This is a genomic window from Dyadobacter sp. OTU695 (assembly GCF_038440355.1).
GTDB lineage: Bacteria > Bacteroidota > Bacteroidia > Cytophagales > Spirosomataceae > Dyadobacter.
This window is the reverse complement of record NZ_JASATN010000002.1, coordinates 73,590-91,064: the sequence shown is the minus strand read 5'-3', so window position 1 is coordinate 91,064 and position 17,475 is coordinate 73,590. Positions and strand designations below refer to the sequence as shown.

The window sequence follows — 17,475 nt, the reverse complement described above, 5'->3', positions numbered from 1 at the left end:
GTTGGTTTGGTTTAGAATGCAGCCCTGATGGCAAACTTTACGGTGGTCATCTGCGGGTAAAAGCCCTGGTTGAAATCTTTCCTTTCCGGATCGCCTTCGATCAGCTTGGTGAAGGTCCAGAGGTTATTGCCGGTCACGAAAAACACCAGGTTCGAGGTGCCGATAACCCGTCGGAGGAATTTGGAATTAAATGTATAGGCCGCATATACCTCCCTTAATCTCAAATAATTGGAGTTCCGCCAGAACCGGTTCTTGATCATGATATCGAAGCCCCTGTCGGCCTCACCGCCGCCCCAGAAAAGATTGTCGGTGCTGCCGCCGCCGGAGTAATGCAATGTGGCATGGTTCGCGCCCGGGTTTGTGGGTGTCCAGTAGTCGAGCTGCGATGCGTGCACACGCCAGTCGCCCTTGATAAACTCCACTTCGTAGGGTTGGTTGAACTCCACGTACTTGCCCACATTACCCTGGAACATGAAGTTGAAATCGAACCTTTTCCAGGAGAAACCCGCTGAAAACGAATAGGTGATCGGCGGATAATCCGAACCTGGGATCGGGTATTTGTCCAGATTGGTCACCTTGCCGTCGCCATTGTAATCAAGGAATTTGTAGTCGCCCACATTCAGTTTTTGCAGGTCGATCGCCGAAACGTTATTATGTATATCATCCACCGAAGTGTAATAGCCGCTGCCTGTCAGCTCCACCCCGCTCAGCTGGGCGCCAAGTGGTTTGCCGGCTGCTTTCTGGTAGTCGAATGCGTAAGGAAGGTCGTCTTTAAAGAGAATACGGTTCTCATTAAACCCGAAAATACCTTTCACAAAATAGTTCAGGCCCGAAGCGGTGTGGTTGCGGTATTCCGTTTCGATCTCGATGCCATGTTTTTTCAACCGGCCCAGATTCAATTCCTTGAATGAATTACCCACCAGCATGGTTACGCTTTGTGGGATCAGCAGCATTTTCTTACGTTTTTCGTCGAAAAGGTCGATACCAAATGTGAATGTATCATTCCAGAGCCCAAGCTCGACCCCGAAGTCGCGCTTGCGGGCTTCTTCCCATTGCGAAACGAGGTTCGGGCCGAGGTCTTCGTGAATGTAGCCTGCATTATCCTTGAAAAATTCGCTCAGATAAAGCCACCGGTTGTCGGCGATATCACTTCCTACCTTCCCATCGGAATAGCGGAGTTTCAGTTTGCTGATCCAGGAAATGCGGTCTTTAAAGAATTTTTCTTCTGACACCACCCAGCCAACGGCGCCTGACGGGAAGAAACCGTACCGGTTGCCCGGGGCGAAACGTTCCGATCCGGTATAACCCACGTTCAGTTCTACCAGATATTTATTAGCGTAATCGTAAGTAGCGCGGCTTACCAGCCCCTGGTTGTAATAAGGGAACTCTGTGGTTTTGTCCTTCTGCTGACGATTGACCAAAACGAGCCCGGTCACATTGTGCTTTCCAAACGCCCGGTTGTAGCTTGTCGAGAGCTCGTAGTAGAAGTCCTTGTAATAGTCGTTCTCCAATTCGCCTACATTGATATCCAGCGGCGATTGTTCGAAGACCTCGTTGCCCTGCCCGGCCCGGAACCACGGATTTTCCTCGGTACCAATCTTATCGTAGTTGAGCTGATATTCGGGGAAAGAATAACTGGCCGTAAGAGAACGGTTTCGGTAATAGGTGCTCATTGACACCTTTGCTTTGACCGACAGCCCTTTGGTGATCGCATCCAGTTTCTGATCAAGAATGAGGTCTGTGAAAAGCTTCGAATCCAGGTACCTGTTGAAAGACCCCTGGTTCATGGACGTGTAGGGGTTGCCGGTGAACTCTCCGAAGTTCATGGCAAGGCGGTCGCCGGTAGCACCCGGATAGTCCGGATCAGGCACCTGTTCAAGCACCCAGGCAGGGAAATAGGCCGGGTAGCGCGATGGACCTGTCGAATACAAGTTACGCCAGGGGGAATTGCTGGGCTGGTTCTTTACGCCGGTCTCGCCACCCACATTCAGCGTCAATGTGGTGTTGCGGGTCAGGTTAAAATCGATGTTGGTGCGGTAGTTGAACCGGTTATACCAGTAGCGTGTGTCGTCGTATCCTTTATGATATGCCTTGAAAAAGTCACCCTGGTAAGCATAGCCGAGTGAAGCGAAGTATTTGATAAAATTCGTGCCGCCCGAAACGTTGAAATTCGCATTGGCATTGGTTGCAAATGGCTTGGTCATCAGTTCGAACCAGTTCACATCGGGGTACCGCAGGCTGTTCAGCGGCGTCGACGGATTGCGGTATTCGTTCAAGGCATTCTGGGGAATAAGGTCGGTAAACTGCTGGCCGTTCATCAATGCGTGGTTGTACATCGACATCGTCTGGTAGGAGCTGATGTGGTCCGGAATGCGTGTCGCCTTGGCCAGACCATAGGAGCCGGTAAAATCGAGCTTGGGCTTGCCGATCGTACCGCGTTTGGTGGTAACGATAATGACCCCGTTGGCCCCCTTCGCACCAAAAACAGCCGTGGCCGACGCATCCTTCAATACCGAAATGGTGGCGATCTCATTGGGGTCCATGTCGCGGAAATCACGTTCCACGCCGTCGACCATTACCAGCGGCTGGGAGCCGTTCCAGCTCGAAAGTCCCCGGATCACGATCTCCGAATGGTCGCTGCCCGGCTCACCGCTTTGCTGCATTGTAAGCACGCCCGAAAGCTTGCCCGAGAGCGCGTTGGTAACATTGGACGTACCCGAGCGCATGAGCGCCTTGTTGTCGACCTGCGAAATAGCGCCCACTACGCTTTCCTTGCGCTGCGTGCCGTAACCCACCACCACTACTTCTTCCAATGCTTTATTTTCGGGTATCAGTTTTACGTCCAGCGACCGGCGGCCGGCGACCTGTATTTCCTGTGAAACATATCCTATATAACTGAATACCAACACCGAAGCATTATTGGTAACCGTTATTTTGTATTTACCATCGGTATCTGTGGAGAGCCCGTTAAGGGTCCCTTTTTCGACTACGTTCACGCCCGGCAATCCATTCCCGTTTTCATCTCTGATCACCCCGGTTACCGTCACGGTCAACGAGGCAATCGCATTGTCCATTAAATCCCGCAAGCGGCGCGCATGATAGGCCTCCGCCGATCCTGTAACTGCTTCCGGTTTGCCGGTGGCCGATGCCTTGAACACCGAAGTGCCGTTCAGTACCTCGGTAACCGCATGCTTTTTGGCATTGGACACATAGATGGTTTCGTTGACCCTGCTGAAACTCAGGCTCGTTTCCTGGGAAATATGCCTGAGCAGCTTCCCCACGCTTGCCTGCGGGAAACTGAGGTCGACCGTCTTGTCCCGCACAAGTTTATGGTCGTACTGGAAATTGAAATTGGTTTTATCGTTGATCACCACAAAGGCATCTTCCAGCGGCACGTTGTGCAGATCGATGGAAATGTAGATTTTCTCAATGCTCTGCTCCTGGGCCTTGCCGTCGGAAGCAGACAGCAAACCCGCAAAAATGCATTGCAAAACCGTCCCGATTACCGCATACCTAGACATCGCTACAATTTGTCGTAGTAGTTTATATTGCATATTTTTGATCGTTTTGAATTGCACGTTCATTACACGTGGCTTTCTCCGTTACCTGATTGAGCGCCAACTCCTAGCACGGGAAAGTCACACGGACCGGTAATCAGTAATGGTTACCGGTTCTTTTTTCAGCTGGTATCAGAGGGCATAGGCTGTTTCGGTTATTGAAGGTTTACAATGCGGTTGTTGACTTTGTATGAAAATCGGTTGGGATAACTCATTACCCCGAGGATATAATCCAGCGGTTTATCCTGAAACTTGCCGCTAAAGCGCCAGTCGGCGTCGATGCGTACGTCCGGAGAGATCTCGAATTTCACGCCGTACCAGCGTTCCAGTTTGAGGATCGTTGAATGGAAATCCGATTTCTGGAAATAAAGCATACCGTCCTTCCAGCCGATCTGCTCCTTTTCGTCGTAGATACTCACAATGAGCTCGCCGGCTTCTTTCTGGAAGGTCGCCATTTCGCTTTTGCTCAGGAAAACGCATGCATTCTGATCGTCTGAGCCTATTTTAGCATTCACCTTCACCTTGCCCTCTACTACTGCCACCTGTACAGCTTTGTTTTCGGGATAGGCGCGGATGTTGAACGAGGTACCTAATACCTTGGTGACCACTTCGCCGGTCGTGATCACGAACGGAGCTTTTTCGTTTCTGGTGACATCGAAGAAAGCCTCGCCGGTAAGGCTGACCTTACGGATCTTTTCTTCAAATTTCTCGGGGTAAGAAATCGACGAGCCGGCATTGAGCGTCACGCGGGTGCCGTCCGGAAGTAGAAGCCTTCGTTGCTGGCCGTTAGCCGACTTATGCTCAACCGGCATAAAAGCAGAGGCAGGGGCAGTGTGCGAGGTCAGGTACCGGCTTGCCAGAAAGAAAGCCCCCACCAGCATACAGGCGGCCGTAAGGAGCCTGAACACCCGGCGAAAAGCGATACCCCGGGGCCGGTCGACAATGTTTTTATGAACATCCGGGGCGATTGACGATTCCAGCCGCTTCCATTGCTGCTCAATGTCATAGGTGGGTACCGGCTTCCCTTGGAAATGCAGGGCATAGACGATCTTCCGGGCTTTTTCGATTTCGGGGTGTCGGGATGGGTTGGCAAGTAGCCATTTCTCCCACAGATGATCATTTTCGGGGGCGGAGCCGTTGAGCCATGCACGAAAATCGTCGTCGAGGACGAAATCCTTGTAGCCAAACCGGTCGTATTTGTGCGCTTCCAATAGGATAATATTTATTCTTTACTTTGATAAAGCCAGAATAAATACCGAGTGACCCTCGACTGGTTAAATTTTTTGTAAAAATTTTTACATTTTGTTCAAATACCTTCTAATTGATATTAAATGATATCGTTAACAACTTCTACATGTTCTATCAGTAAGCTCCCCGACGTCAGCAATGACCAGTAAATGCCCAATACAAACGGCATATCCCTGCCCAGCGGCGCAAGTTCTTCATTAAGCGCATCCAACGCTTTATAAATGAGCTTATACACGGCCCGGGTAGAAATATTCATGATCAGCGCGATCTCTCCAAACGATTGATCATTGTAGAACCTGAGGTACAATGCCTCTTTCTGGCGGGCGGGCAGGTTTTGAATCGCCTTTTGAAGGGAGACCACATTTTCTTTGAGCGTCTGATCGTGGATCATCTTCATTTCCGCCGACAGCTCTACATGGAACAGCGAATCTTCGTCTTCCAACGCGATCATTAACGGGTTCACTTTCGCTCTTTTAAGGATCAGCCGACGGAGCGAAGCAAGCAGGTAGTTCCGGATAGAATCAGAGTTCCCCAGGAACGCTTTCCGCTCCCAGATATTCATAAAAAGTATCTGAATACAATCTTTGACCTCCTCGTCATCCTTATTGAAACGGAGACCATAGTTGAGCAGCGACGGGTAGTAATGCCTGAATATCTGTTCGAAAGCGTCGCCGCTTCCCGCCCGCAGCATGTTCCAGAGCGGGGAGGCCGGTTCATGAGCTTCCAGTGCGTCCGTTTTCCGGTTCTTTGTCAGGTTAATAGCTTCCATGTTCACTGAGATTGAGCAATTTCGGTCCAGGAAAAATCACCGGCAGTATGTCACCGCGCAATGATTTCTAGGTGACGCAGAATATGGCGATCACCCTTAAAAAGTCAAGATTTTTCAGGAAATAATAAAATTAGCAGCGAGGGTACGACAGGCTCAGTAGTTGCCCAATATAAAGTAAAAGATAAAAAGCAGGAAGGTAACAGACATCAGGATCAGGACGATATTGCCTGCCGAAAGTCCGCTAGCCGGCCGGTCCTGGACGCTTTTTCTAGAATCCCGGTCTCCCATAATATCCAGCGAGCTCATAATGCGGCCCCAGATGGAATTCACGTCCTGACCGGAAAGGTTGTCGGTCTTCCAGTCGGAAGCGATCAGCACCAGTTCGCGCGCTTTGGCGACGGTGTCCTTCTGAGCGGGATATTTGAGGATCCAGTTTTCCCAAAACGAGCGGATAGGCGGATCATCAGGAAACCGTACCCATCTTATGAAGAGGTTTTCCATTGCCAACTCCTCAGCCGATAACTCTGAAAACGGTTTCATCGATATTAGTAGATTGAATTTTAGGGCCTATCAAACTTAAGTCCGAATTCAGACCATCCCGGGTATTATCTGTTTGTTAAGCTTTATGTCTGAAAAAGGAGGCATCTGCGGGTTTATACTCACTTTCCGAGGAGTAAGGATATTATTTCAAAAATAGCCATCCTGTACTGTGGGGTGTGCTGAAATTTCGAATATGCGGAGCGGCAGTAACTTAATCTCAATGCAACTGTGTACCTTTGCGGCAAATTTCATGATGATATAAGTACCAAAACAGACACAATGACCTCGCATCAAATACGTCAGGCTTTTCTTGATTTTTTCCGCAGCAAAGGACATTTAATAGTACCCTCGGCGCCCCTGGTGGCTAAGAACGATCCCACACTGATGTTCAACAACTCGGGGATGGCGCAGTTCAAGGATTTTTTCCTCGGAAACGGCACACCTCCTTCACGCCGAATTGCGGATACCCAGAAATGTCTGCGCGTATCGGGAAAGCACAATGACCTGGAAGATGTAGGTTTTGATACCTATCACCACACCATGTTCGAAATGCTCGGCAACTGGTCGTTTGGCGATTATTTCAAAAAAGAGGCCATCGCCTGGGCGTGGGAACTGCTGACGGAGGTTTACAAACTGCCCAAAGACAGGTTATACGTGTCGGTATTCGAAGGAAATGAGGCCGACGGTGTGCCGTTCGACCAGGAGGCCTGGGACCTGTGGAAAGGTATCGTTGGCGAAGACCGCATTATCCTTGGAAATAAAAAGGACAACTTCTGGGAAATGGGCGACACCGGCCCTTGCGGCCCATGTTCTGAAATCCATGTCGACCTGCGCTCGCCGGCGGAGGTAGCCGAAGTGTCAGGTAAATCGCTGGTGAACAACGATCATCCCCAGGTTGTGGAAATCTGGAACCTGGTATTTATGCAGTTCGAGCGTAAGGCCGATGGCTCGCTGATCCCCCTTCCATCGACACACGTTGATACCGGAATGGGTTTCGAGCGTCTTTGCATGGCCATCCAGCAAAAAACTTCAAACTATGACACCGACGTTTTCCAAAACACCATTCAGGTACTGGAAACGCTTTCGGGCAAAAAATACGGGCAGAACGACGAGCCTTTCGCGGACATTGCCATGCGCGTGATTTCCGACCACATACGGGCGGTAGCCTTCGCTATTACCGACGGTCAGCTGCCATCCAACGTGAAGGCCGGTTATGTGATCCGCCGGATCCTGCGCCGCGCCGTGCGTTACGGATATTCCTACCTGGGCTTCCAGGAACCATTCTTCCACAAGCTGGTGCCGGTACTGGCCGAGCAGTTCAAGGATGTGTTCGCCGAGCTGAGAGACCAGGAAGAATTTGTGACCCGTGTGATCCTGGAAGAAGAGAAAAGCTTCCTGCGCACGCTCGAATCAGGTTTGAAACGGCTGGACGCCATAACCTCCGGCCTGAAAGAAAAAGGTATCAATACCATCCCGGGCGACGAGGTGTTTGAACTGAGCGACACCTTCGGTTTCCCGGTCGATCTTACTGCATTGATCGCACGTGAGAAAAGCTTCCAGATCGATGAAACAGGTTATCAAGATGCATTGGCCGAGCAGAAAAAGCGCTCCCGCCAGGACGCAGCCAAAGAAGCGACCGACTGGATCGAACTGCGTGAATATGATGGTGTGGAATTCCTGGGCTATGATTTTGAAGAAACCCACAGCCATATCGTAAAGTACCGCAAGGTGAAAACCAAAACCGGTGAGGAATACCATATCGTGCTCGACCGCACCCCTTTCTATGCAGAAATGGGGGGACAGGTTGGGGACACTGGCGAACTTCTTTTAAATGGGGAGAAAAAGGAGGAAGGAGGAAGGAGGATTGCGATTGTTGATACTAAGAAGGAAAACGATCTTTTTGTACATATTTCCCGCGATAAGAACCTGGATGAGGCATTGTCGGAAGCCGGGATTATCACTGCCAAAATCGATATCGACCGTCGTAATAAAATCAAGTCGAACCACACCGCTACGCACCTGATGCTCTCGTCTATGCGCGAGGTGCTGGGTACACACGTAAGCCAGAAAGGCTCGTTCCTAAATGACGAAGTGTTGCGTTTCGACTTTGCCCATTTCTCGAAAGTGACCGACCAAGAGCTGAAAAGAATCGAAGACCGCGTAAATGAAAAGATCCGCGAGAATATCGCTCTGGACGAAAGAAGGAACGTACCTATTCAGCAGGCGCTGGACGCAGGTGCTACGGCTACTTTTGGCGAGAAATATGGCGATTTCGTGCGTCTGATCATCTTCGACCCCAAGTTCTCTTTCGAGCTTTGCGGGGGTACGCATGTACCTTCTACGGGTGAGATCGGCGTGTTCAAATTCATTTCAGAGGGTTCGGTATCAGCCGGCGTTCGGCGGGTTGAAGCTGTTACCGGTGAGAAAGCACTGGAATTAATGCGCCAGCAGGAAGAAACTTTGAACAAAATCAAAGATTTGCTTAAAAGCCCTACCGACCTTGTCAAAGCGGTTGAAAGTCTGATCGAAGAGCGCTCAGCATTACAGAAAAAGATTGCGGCACTCGAAAACGAGAAGATTCAGGCCCTGAAAACCACTTTGGTTGAAAACATGGAAACCCACAGCACATTCAACCTGATCGTGCAGAAGGTGGATGTCCCAAGCGCGGATTCATTGAAACAACTCTCCTACGAGCTACGTGACCAGGTCGAGAACCTGATCGCAGTCTTCGGGGCCGAGATCGGCGGCAAGCCGCAGCTTTCGGTGTTCATCGCCGAAAACATCGTTCAGGAAACCGGGCTGAATGCAGGCAAGATCGTGAAAGACCTGGCCAAGGAGATCCGCGGCGGCGGTGGTGGACAGCCATTTTTCGCAACGGCGGGTGGTTCCGATGCCAGCGGACTGGACACTGCCCTAGAAAAAGCCAGAGGCCTGTTCTAAAAAAGTATTACTACTTATCCGCTCATAGCAAAAAGAGCGGCTCCATACGGATGCCGCTCTTCTTTTTGCTCTATCTGAGTGAAATCAGTGGTTATTCCTCAGCTTTCAGCTGACCTCTGATCTCGCCGTTCGGATATTTGGCTGTATGAATGTTTACATAATACAAACCTGCTTTCAGATCGGCCACTTGCGCCTCGGTGAGCGTGTCTTTAAATGCAAAGGGTGTTTTGAAATCGGTGCCGAAGTCTATTACTACTGCACCTGTCGAATCGGCAGATCCCTTGTGGATGTGCCAGCCGGTCGGAGTAAAAACCGAGTCGGCCGATGCCGAATCCGACGCTGCGGAGTCGCTGTACACGATGTTAAGGCTCAAAATCCTCGATTCCTGGTCTAATATACCATCTACTGAACCCGTAGCTGTTGATGGATTAGCGGGTACTTCGTTTGCACCGGAAAGTGTTGTGGAAACTTTCAGTTCGGGCAATACGGGAGTTGGGTCTGTTGTCTCGTCGTCGTCATTACATGCAGCCACCATCCCGGCGATCACAAACACACCCATGAATGCTAATTTTCTCATAATGCTTTGTTTTAGTAAATAATTGGTTTGACCGCCGCCTGGTAAAATTATGGTTCCCACCGAAACCCATTTCTAGCAAGGAACTCATTTCCAATATTTTACAAAAACAACTTTAAAATCTCGGATTGGGGAAAAGACCTACCGTTTGCTGAATATTACAACAATTTCAGGGCGCTGACAGGCTTCTGACCATCCCGGACATGGAACTTCCATCGGTTATGAGACCACAACCATAACTCCGGTTGCCGTTGAATGGTGTTTTCCAAGGCTTTATAATAATGTTCCATAATCCCGGCTTCCCCTAGCTCACGCGCCTGCGAGGTAATGAGCCGGAATCTGAAATGATAAGCGTTCCGGTTCTTTTTGGTCACATCCAGGTACACGACCGGACAATCGCGCTGGACGGCAATGCGCGCCGCACCCGACTGAATAAATGTCTTTCGGTTCATGAAGTTGAGGTAGTACTTGCCCGACGCCGGCGGCCGCTGGTCGGCAATGGTCACGAAAATGGCAGGAGAACCCATGTCCCACCCCAATGTCCGCCGGTACCATTCCGATTTCGGGACCAGCATTACACCAAAGCGGCTTCTCAACTTCAACAACCAGCTGTTCAACCACTTATTTGATACCGGTGAATAGGCGGCCAGTACCTGGCAATTGGTTTGAAGCGGCAGCGATAGCAGATATTCCCAGCTTCCATAGTGTGTAGCCATGACTACAATCTGTTTGTTGTCTTGCAAAAGCCTGTCGATCAACGCGGTATTTTCAAAGTTGACCAATTTCCCGAGGCTGCCCGGCGCAACACCGCCAATCATGAACGGCTCAACAATCAGGTCGGCCAAATGGCGGAAATAGGCCGTGACCATCTGCCGAATCTCCTTTTCGGAACGCGTCGGAAAACAGCGGGCCATATTCAGCAGCACCATATGGCGGCGGTAAGGCCAGAGTTTAAAGAGCACCAGGAAAATCAGGTCGGACAGGGAACGCCAGCCCCATAGGGCCAGCCTGAACCGGAGCGCCTGCATTAGAATAGGTACTGCACGCCTACGTTGAACCCTACAAACAATCCCTGGAAGTCCTTGGAGCTGTTGTTTTTCCAGATGTATTTTTTGACAAAATCATAATTGTTCTCGCGCTCGTAGGACACGTAGTTGAGCGTCGGCCCGGCAAATGCTTCGAAACGGTTGCCGAGTCTCAATGCAGGCAGCACGCGGAGGGAGTTTTTGTTATAATGGCCCCCGTCAAAATCGGTTAGCGTATGACTAACTGCTTCCAGGTTAAGGCGTAGGCTGCTAGCCAGGGGGATGTGCGCGCCCAGGCCACCTTCCGCAGCATACATGGCCTTGGCGTTATCTTTGAAATTGTACCCTACCCCGGCGATGCCATACAGCACACGCCCACCCGAGCGGAAGGAGACGATTCCGGTCATCGTCTCGTCGAATGTGAGTGCGACCGATTTTTCACCGTTTTTGATAAAGTTGAAAAGCGCGATGGGGTAATCGCTGCTGTCGGCAATATTGATCAGCCCCGCCAGCTGGATGCCCCTGACCTTTTTCGCTACGTTGGCAAAACCGCTTATCTGGGCATTTACGTCACCGGCCTTGTTGAGAAAACCTGCCACCTGGGCTCCTTTTATGTTTTTCCGGGCAATGTTTGTAAATCCGGCCACCTGCACCGCGCCCGCATTTTCGGCCAGGTTCATAAAACCTGCTATTTGTGCCCCTTTGGCTTCATGCGCAACAATATTGCCAAAGCCAGCCAGTTGCGCTCCTTCCGCGTTGTTGCCCGTTACGTTGGCCACACCGGCCAGCTGGGCACCACCCGCATTCTTCCCGATGACATTCGCTACCCCGGCCATGTGTACACCGTGCACATTTTCTTTCACCACATTGGCTACACCCGCCAGGGCGACGCCTGTCTCGCCTTTGGAAAGGCCGGCGATCACATGCAGGGAAAACCGGTTGGTCATGGAAGCGGCCTGCTTGCCATTGGAACTGATCGGATAGATAAAGCCGATATGCACCAGGGCGGTGTCCCGCTGGGCGGCACTCCGCTGGGCGGCACCCCGCTGGGCAATGGAGCGAAACGAAATGGCGACTAACAGTATGGTGATGAAGAATATTCTGGATGGATCAAAAAGCAAATTTTTCATGGTAATGCATTTAAAGAAACTGATGGTTGAAATGCATACGCTTCCGCTGTCTTGCAGGCCTTCAAGTCGAGCGGTTCAAACCGTATGCATTTAACCGACAACCGGAATGCTGCTTACCCTAACTTTTTGTCAAAAAAATTAAAGTAGACTTAGTCAAAACTACAAGTCAATATATGTCTACAAACTGTATTCGCTATCTGGATTTTTTTATAGAAATTATTTTACTCAAATATCTAGCATTCTTTAAATGTTTATATACATTTATCTAAATTGTCACATTTTCTTACACCCAACCCCAATCTCTATGACGAAACGTTATCTACTTTTCTGTCAGTTGGCATTACTTCCAACCCTGGCCGCCCATGCTCAGTTTACAGCAGGAACCGATGGTTTCTTTATCGCTCAAAACACGCAGGTCTTTATCGACAGCCTTACGCTGAAACCAAGCGTCGATTTTTCGCTTGTTTCGCAAACGCTCACGATCACGCCTACCCCCATTCCGGGAGCTCCGCCCAGCATTGCGAGGGTCTACAACCTGACTACACCAGTTAATTTTACAGGTGTTGCAGGGTTCTTCTACCGGGCTTCGGAGCTTAACGGCAACACCGAAAGCACATTGCAGCTCAATCACGGCAACACCAATTTCGTATCGACGACCGGAAGCACCGTAAACGTCGGCCAGCACTACATTTCCAACACCCTTCCCCTTACCAATTTTACCTCGCTTACCGCCGCACAGGAAGGTGCATTACCGGTAAGCCTGATTGGATTTCAGGTGAAACGTGTGGAGAATACGACGGTACTTTACTGGCAGACATCGGAAGAGAAAAACAGCGATCACTTTGAAATTCAGCAAAGCGAAGATTTACGAAAATGGAATGCATTGGGTATGGTCAATGCGGCGAATACAAGCTCGCACCAAAAAGATTACTCCTTCCAGGATCTGGCGCAGCGGTTCGGAACACAGTATTACCGGCTGAAAATGGTCGATGTTGACGGCAGCTACGCTTACAGCAAAATCCAGTCTATCCAGCTCGGCTCTTCATGGCTGATCAGCGCTTATCCCAATCCCGTGGTCGACAAATTGCTCATCGGTTCCAAAGAAGCACTCGCCAGCATAAAAGTCACCGATCTGGCAGGGCGGACGTTCCTGAATCTGTTAAAACCGACGCCGGGAGAGGAGTTCAGCATGAAAAACTACCCTGCCGGCACTTACCTCGTGAAGGTTGAAACAGAAGACGGCAAAGTGCAGATTCTAAAAATTATTAAACAGTAAACCTTGCATCCCTATGAAAAACAGATATTTAGTCCCTATCTCTTTCCAAAACATAAAAAGAGCCCTGTTAAGTTGCCTCCTGGCCCTATTTGCATTCACTACTTACGCGCAGGTTGGAATCGGGACCATCTCGCCTGATCCAAGCGCGCAGCTGGATGTTCAGGCTACCGATAAAGGTCTTTTGATACCAAGAATGACGCTACTCAACCGGTCACTGATCGCCAGTCCCGCCACTGGTCTGCTGATATATCAAACCGACTCGACACCGGGTTTCTATTACTATGACGGCACTACCTGGTTACCACTGACATCCGCGGCCGCCGGTGGAGGTGCAATTATTCCCTATGCCTCCGGCGCTCCCGCTGTGTTGACGACTGTATTGGGAGGCTTGCTCAACACCGGCACGGTACTGGGCTTCGGGTCTTCTGCGACAGGTATATCGGCATTGGGTGGGATCATAGACGGAACATCGCTTACCAACATGGCCTTTACAGTTCCCCGTGCAGGTACCATTTCCTCCATTTCCGGCACTTTCAGCAGTACTGCCGCGGTGGTCCTGATCGGATCGACCGTTACCATTCGGGGGCAATTGTATCAGGCCGCCGCAGGAACCAACCTCTTTACAGCCATTCCCGGTGCTACCGTAGACATGTCCCCCTCCGCGACAGGGATTCTGGCGATCGGCACGGCATCGTCAGGCACTGCCAACCTTGCGGTTCCCGTTACCGCGGGCACGAGGCTGTTACTCGTCTTTTCGGCCACTGTCACAGCAGGTATTGACGTTGCCACAGTCATGACAGGCTACGTCAGTGCAGGTGTTGGTATAGACTAACCCGCATTATACCTGAATACTATAAAAGCCCTGGCACAAGCTGAGGGCTTTTATATTGTCTTTACAATTTCCCGTACCGCCAGCTGACACCCGCCTGCCAGCCGATCCAGGACGAAGTTTTATTGCTCCCGAGATCGATTTTCGGATAGCCCGATGGCGGAAATTGCTGATAGCCTTTGCCAGTCTCCACGCCGTCATGATCGTAAATCGTATAGGAAGGGCCGCCGAACAGCATGAAATGTTTTCCGAGCTTGTAAGTAGCCGCAATCTGCAGGCGGTACAACGACGGCATCTTCTCCCAATCTCCCAGGTAAAGGTTCTGGTTTAATATCTCCACAAAAAATCCCGCCTTTTTGAAAGGGAAAAACTCGCGTCCGAAACCGGCTCCGTAGGTTCGGACTTTTTTATCGCCATTAAGTCCCATACCGGCCATCAGCAGACTGTAAAACCGGTGCGTTCCCATCTTCCAGGCCACATTCAACGGCGCTATATCGGTTGCATATACCGAGATATTGGAAGTGCTTTTCCGGACAAAATTGAAAAGACCAATGCTGGCACCGGACGAGCTATCGGCAATGTTGACGATGCCTATTTGCACGCCTCGCATTATTTTGGCATAATTGAATGGCGCAAGCTGTACTCCCCTGATGTTGCTGGCCATGTTGAGCCCCCCCGAAATCTGGGTCGCACGGATCGAATCGCGGGCATTATTAGCCGCACCGGCAATTTGTACGCCTTCAAAAACGCCGCGTACCTGATTGTATCCGCCGGTGATCTGCGCGCCATGGCCTCCGTTGCGGGCCAGGTTGATAGTCCCCGAAATCTGAGCTCCTGCAATGCCGTCTCCGGCCCTGCTTAAAAAACCGCTTATCTGCACACCTTCGACGTGTTTGCGAACCATCCCGCTGAAACCGGAAACCTGCACGCCTTTGAGCGAATCGAGCACATTGTTGCTGAAACCGGCTATCTGCACGCCATTAACATGCCCCGAAACCACGTTAAATGCTCCCGCAAGCTGCACATAGCGGACATTTTCCTTTGAAATATTAAAACCGCCGGCGATCTCGACCCCGTTGACACCCGCCGTATATCCGCCTGCGACATTCAGCGAAAACTTATTGACTACCTGCCCGCTCATGCGCCCATGCGTACCCAGCCCGGGCGTGAGCGATGCCTGGTAGGGCAACGCGACAAAGAACCTGCCAATATTCCGGCTCTGCGCGCGTAGTCGCTGTGAAAGGAACAGGCGGCCGAGCCAGGTGGACTCGCCTTCCGAATACCGTACGATCAGCGGGTCAAGGTCTACCGCTTTGGGTTGAATGCGCATGGTCCGCGCCGCCTCGTCGGTGTTGCTGATAACCATCGTCGTATCTCCATACCCTACCTTACTCACGGTCAGATAAATGGGAAAGGAGCGTTCCCTAATGCGCAGGCGGAAGCCGCCGTCGTCTTGCGAAAGCGTCGACACAAGCAGTTGCCGTGAATAGACGCTCGCATAATCGACCGGCTTTCCAGTCTCATCATCGAGAATGAGGCCACTGATATGAAAAGACTTTTCCCTGGCCGCCGGCAAGATAATCAGGTAATCGCCCTTTTCCTTGTATTGAAATTTGTTGGAAAAAAGCTGATCGAGCACTTGCCGCACCGGCTGCCGGGCCGCATTTACTGTAACCAGGCTGTCACCGGAGATCAGGTTACTGTTGTAGGAAAAATAGAATTTCCCTTGCTCGCTTATGGATTTCAAAACAGCAGAAACCGGCTGCCCCTTCACGGAGATATCAACCGGTTTATTCAAAATCTGCTGGGCAAAACATCCGCACGGGTACACTACCAATATCACAGCCAGCCTTAAAACACATCGTAATATAGAATTCTGATTCATCCCGAAAGATAAGGCTATTTCAAAATGATCTGGTCGCCATGGTGTTCAACTTTGAGTGAAAGGGTTTCGCTGACGACACCCAGGATACTTTCAAGTGAATTCTGATCAAATGTGGTATTGATAGGCAGGTTCTTCAATCGTTGGTTACCGATGACGATGTCTGCCTCATAGGCTTCATTCAGGATTTCAACCAGTCGCCAAAGGGGGGTACCATCACAAAACAGCCTGCGGGTACGGTAGTAATTGTGGAATTCGTCCACGGTAACACCCTTTCGCATTTCAGCGCTGGCCTTCACGATCGTTGCCTCCTCCCGGGGGGTAATGCGTATGCGCTGGGTGTCCCTGGAAACCTCGACAATGCCCGTTTCGACGATTACCTCCGTTTTCTGTGCATTGTCTTTCACATTAAATGAAGTACCCACTACCTTGACCGTTACATCATTGACAGAGATCAGAAAAGGTTTCGATTTATCAGGCTGCACATCAAAAAATGCTTCTCCTGTTAGCGTTACGGGGCGAGTGCCGCCCGCGAATTCACGGGGATAGCTAATGCTCGATTTCCTGTTGAGGGTTACGATCGAACCATCCGGCAGCGTATCGGTAACCGTCTGGGCCCCGGAACTGATCGTCAGCATTTCTTTGGAGGAACTTCGTATCGCGAAGATGTAGCTTAGCCAGCCTACGCCGACTGTCATGAGCGCCATTGCTACCATCCTCAATATCCTGAACACTGGTTTGGGGTACATGGGGATTACCTCTGCCGCCTTTTGATCCTTGCCTTGCGCACGTACCTTAAACCGCTCCCAGGCTGCATTTTCGTCTATGGTACTTGTTCGCGCGAGGCGTTTGCTTTCGTTCCAGATCAGTTCGAAATGCTCGAAATACTGCTGGTTGTCCTCGTCGTCCAGCAGCCATTGTTTAATCTCGATCTGCTCGGCAATGCTGGCTTCGTCGAGCATCGACTTCACCAGCAATTCATCTATGTTCGGGTTGTGTTCTGTTTTCATGACTGATCAGCTGAGGAAAAAAAGTAAAAAGGAAGCCGGAAGAAAATCCGCCAGTTTGACCCGTAGAAGCCGCAATGCCTTGCCCATCTGGTTCTCGACCGTTTTGACAGGCATTTGCAGTCGGTCCGCTATTTCCTGGTATTTCAATTCTTCGAACCTGCTCATCTGGAAAATCGTCCGGCATTTCTCGGGCAGCTCCCGCAATGCATTGTCCAGGCGTGTTTCGAGCTCCGACAGTTCGAGGGCGTGCGAAGCGTGGGCGGTCTGTTGTTCCTGATGCAAGGTGTAATCGCGATGTGCTTCCCGTACTTTCAGGTGTTTGAGATAGTTCAGGCTTTCGTGGTACACCGACCGGTAAAGGTACCCGCTGACCGACTCGCGGATATCGATATGATCGGTTTTCTCCCAAAGCCTGCAAAACACATTCTGGACCATTTCCTCGGCCATGATATCGTCCTTCAAAATAGTGCAGGCATAGGCGTGCAGTCCTTTGAAATGTTTTTTGAAAACTTTCTCAAACTCCGATTCCCTGTCCCTGCTCAAAACCGTTAGGTGGTCATCCGCGAAGGCTGCATTCATTGCATTGACTGGTTTATGTAAAAAAATAAGCGCCCGACTCGGGTTGTACGGTATATTGACAACCGGTCGGGCGCTTACCCTAAATTTTCCCAGAAAATATTCGGGCTGATGTATTC

13 protein-coding genes are annotated in these 17,475 nt (G+C 50.6%); 3 read left to right on the top strand and 10 right to left on the bottom strand.

The genetic code is table 11. The annotated features are described in order from the left end of the window. Window positions 1-11 precede the first annotated feature (11 nt). The 4 genes from AAHB90_RS06175 to AAHB90_RS06160 form a co-directional block, all read right to left on the bottom strand. On the bottom strand, window positions 12-3,554 hold the full coding sequence (locus AAHB90_RS06175) for a SusC/RagA family TonB-linked outer membrane protein (RefSeq protein WP_342084070.1): 3,543 nt from the start codon (window positions 3,552-3,554) through the stop codon (window positions 12-14). 158 nt (window positions 3,555-3,712) lie between these two features. Beyond that, window positions 3,713-4,768 carry a FecR family protein gene (locus tag AAHB90_RS06170; RefSeq protein WP_342084069.1) on the bottom strand — a complete coding sequence of 352 codons (1,056 nt, stop codon included), beginning with the start codon at window positions 4,766-4,768 and terminating at the stop codon, window positions 3,713-3,715. 116 nt (window positions 4,769-4,884) lie between these two features. Further along, the gene (locus tag AAHB90_RS06165) at window positions 4,885-5,574 is read right to left on the bottom strand and encodes an RNA polymerase sigma factor (protein WP_342084068.1); all 690 of its coding nucleotides are present in this window, start codon (window positions 5,572-5,574) and stop codon (window positions 4,885-4,887) included. 153 nt (window positions 5,575-5,727) lie between these two features. After that, complete coding sequence (locus AAHB90_RS06160) at window positions 5,728-6,114, bottom strand: hypothetical protein (RefSeq protein ID WP_342084067.1); 387 nt, start codon at window positions 6,112-6,114, stop codon at window positions 5,728-5,730. A 279-nt stretch (window positions 6,115-6,393) separates the two neighbouring features. Here AAHB90_RS06160 and alaS point away from each other — a divergent pair, with 279 nt between their 5' ends. Further along, window positions 6,394-9,054: an alanine--tRNA ligase gene (gene alaS / locus AAHB90_RS06155; protein ID WP_342084066.1), complete on the top strand. Its 2,661-nt coding sequence runs from the start codon at window positions 6,394-6,396 to the stop codon at window positions 9,052-9,054. 91 nt (window positions 9,055-9,145) lie between these two features. Here the strand turns inward: alaS and AAHB90_RS06150 are convergent, their stop codons facing one another. The 3 genes from AAHB90_RS06150 to AAHB90_RS06140 form a co-directional block, all read right to left on the bottom strand. Continuing rightward, complete coding sequence (locus AAHB90_RS06150; protein WP_342084065.1) at window positions 9,146-9,631, bottom strand: CHRD domain-containing protein; 486 nt, start codon at window positions 9,629-9,631, stop codon at window positions 9,146-9,148. Between the two features lie 155 nt (window positions 9,632-9,786). Beyond that, a complete protein-coding gene (locus AAHB90_RS06145; protein WP_342084064.1) occupies window positions 9,787-10,656 on the bottom strand; it encodes a lysophospholipid acyltransferase family protein in 870 nt (289 codons plus the stop codon). Continuing rightward, window positions 10,656-11,783, bottom strand: coding sequence for a hypothetical protein (locus tag AAHB90_RS06140; RefSeq protein ID WP_342084063.1), 1,128 nt, complete (start codon window positions 11,781-11,783; stop codon window positions 10,656-10,658). Before AAHB90_RS06140 ends, AAHB90_RS06145 begins: the two co-directional genes overlap by 1 nt. 304 nt (window positions 11,784-12,087) lie before the next feature. Between AAHB90_RS06140 and AAHB90_RS06135 the strand changes: the two genes are divergently transcribed. Together AAHB90_RS06135 and AAHB90_RS06130 are read left to right on the top strand one after the other, a co-directional pair. Next, entirely contained in the window at window positions 12,088-13,059 is a 972-nt protein-coding gene (locus AAHB90_RS06135) for a T9SS type A sorting domain-containing protein (protein WP_342084062.1), read from the top strand. 13 nt (window positions 13,060-13,072) lie between these two features. Then, on the top strand, window positions 13,073-13,891 hold the full coding sequence (locus tag AAHB90_RS06130; RefSeq protein WP_342084061.1) for an exosporium glycoprotein BclB-related protein: 819 nt from the start codon (window positions 13,073-13,075) through the stop codon (window positions 13,889-13,891). 61 nt (window positions 13,892-13,952) lie between these two features. On the opposite strand, the gene AAHB90_RS06125 is transcribed toward AAHB90_RS06130, so the two are convergent. The 3 genes from AAHB90_RS06125 to AAHB90_RS06115 form a co-directional block, all read right to left on the bottom strand. Beyond that, entirely contained in the window at window positions 13,953-15,686 is a 1,734-nt protein-coding gene (locus AAHB90_RS06125; RefSeq protein WP_342084060.1) for an STN and carboxypeptidase regulatory-like domain-containing protein, read from the bottom strand. Between the two features lie 101 nt (window positions 15,687-15,787). After that, window positions 15,788-16,780, bottom strand: coding sequence for a FecR family protein (locus tag AAHB90_RS06120; protein ID WP_342084059.1), 993 nt, complete (start codon window positions 16,778-16,780; stop codon window positions 15,788-15,790). 6 nt (window positions 16,781-16,786) lie between these two features. Continuing rightward, entirely contained in the window at window positions 16,787-17,359 is a 573-nt protein-coding gene (locus tag AAHB90_RS06115) for an RNA polymerase sigma-70 factor (RefSeq protein ID WP_342084058.1), read from the bottom strand. Window positions 17,360-17,475 lie beyond the last annotated feature (116 nt).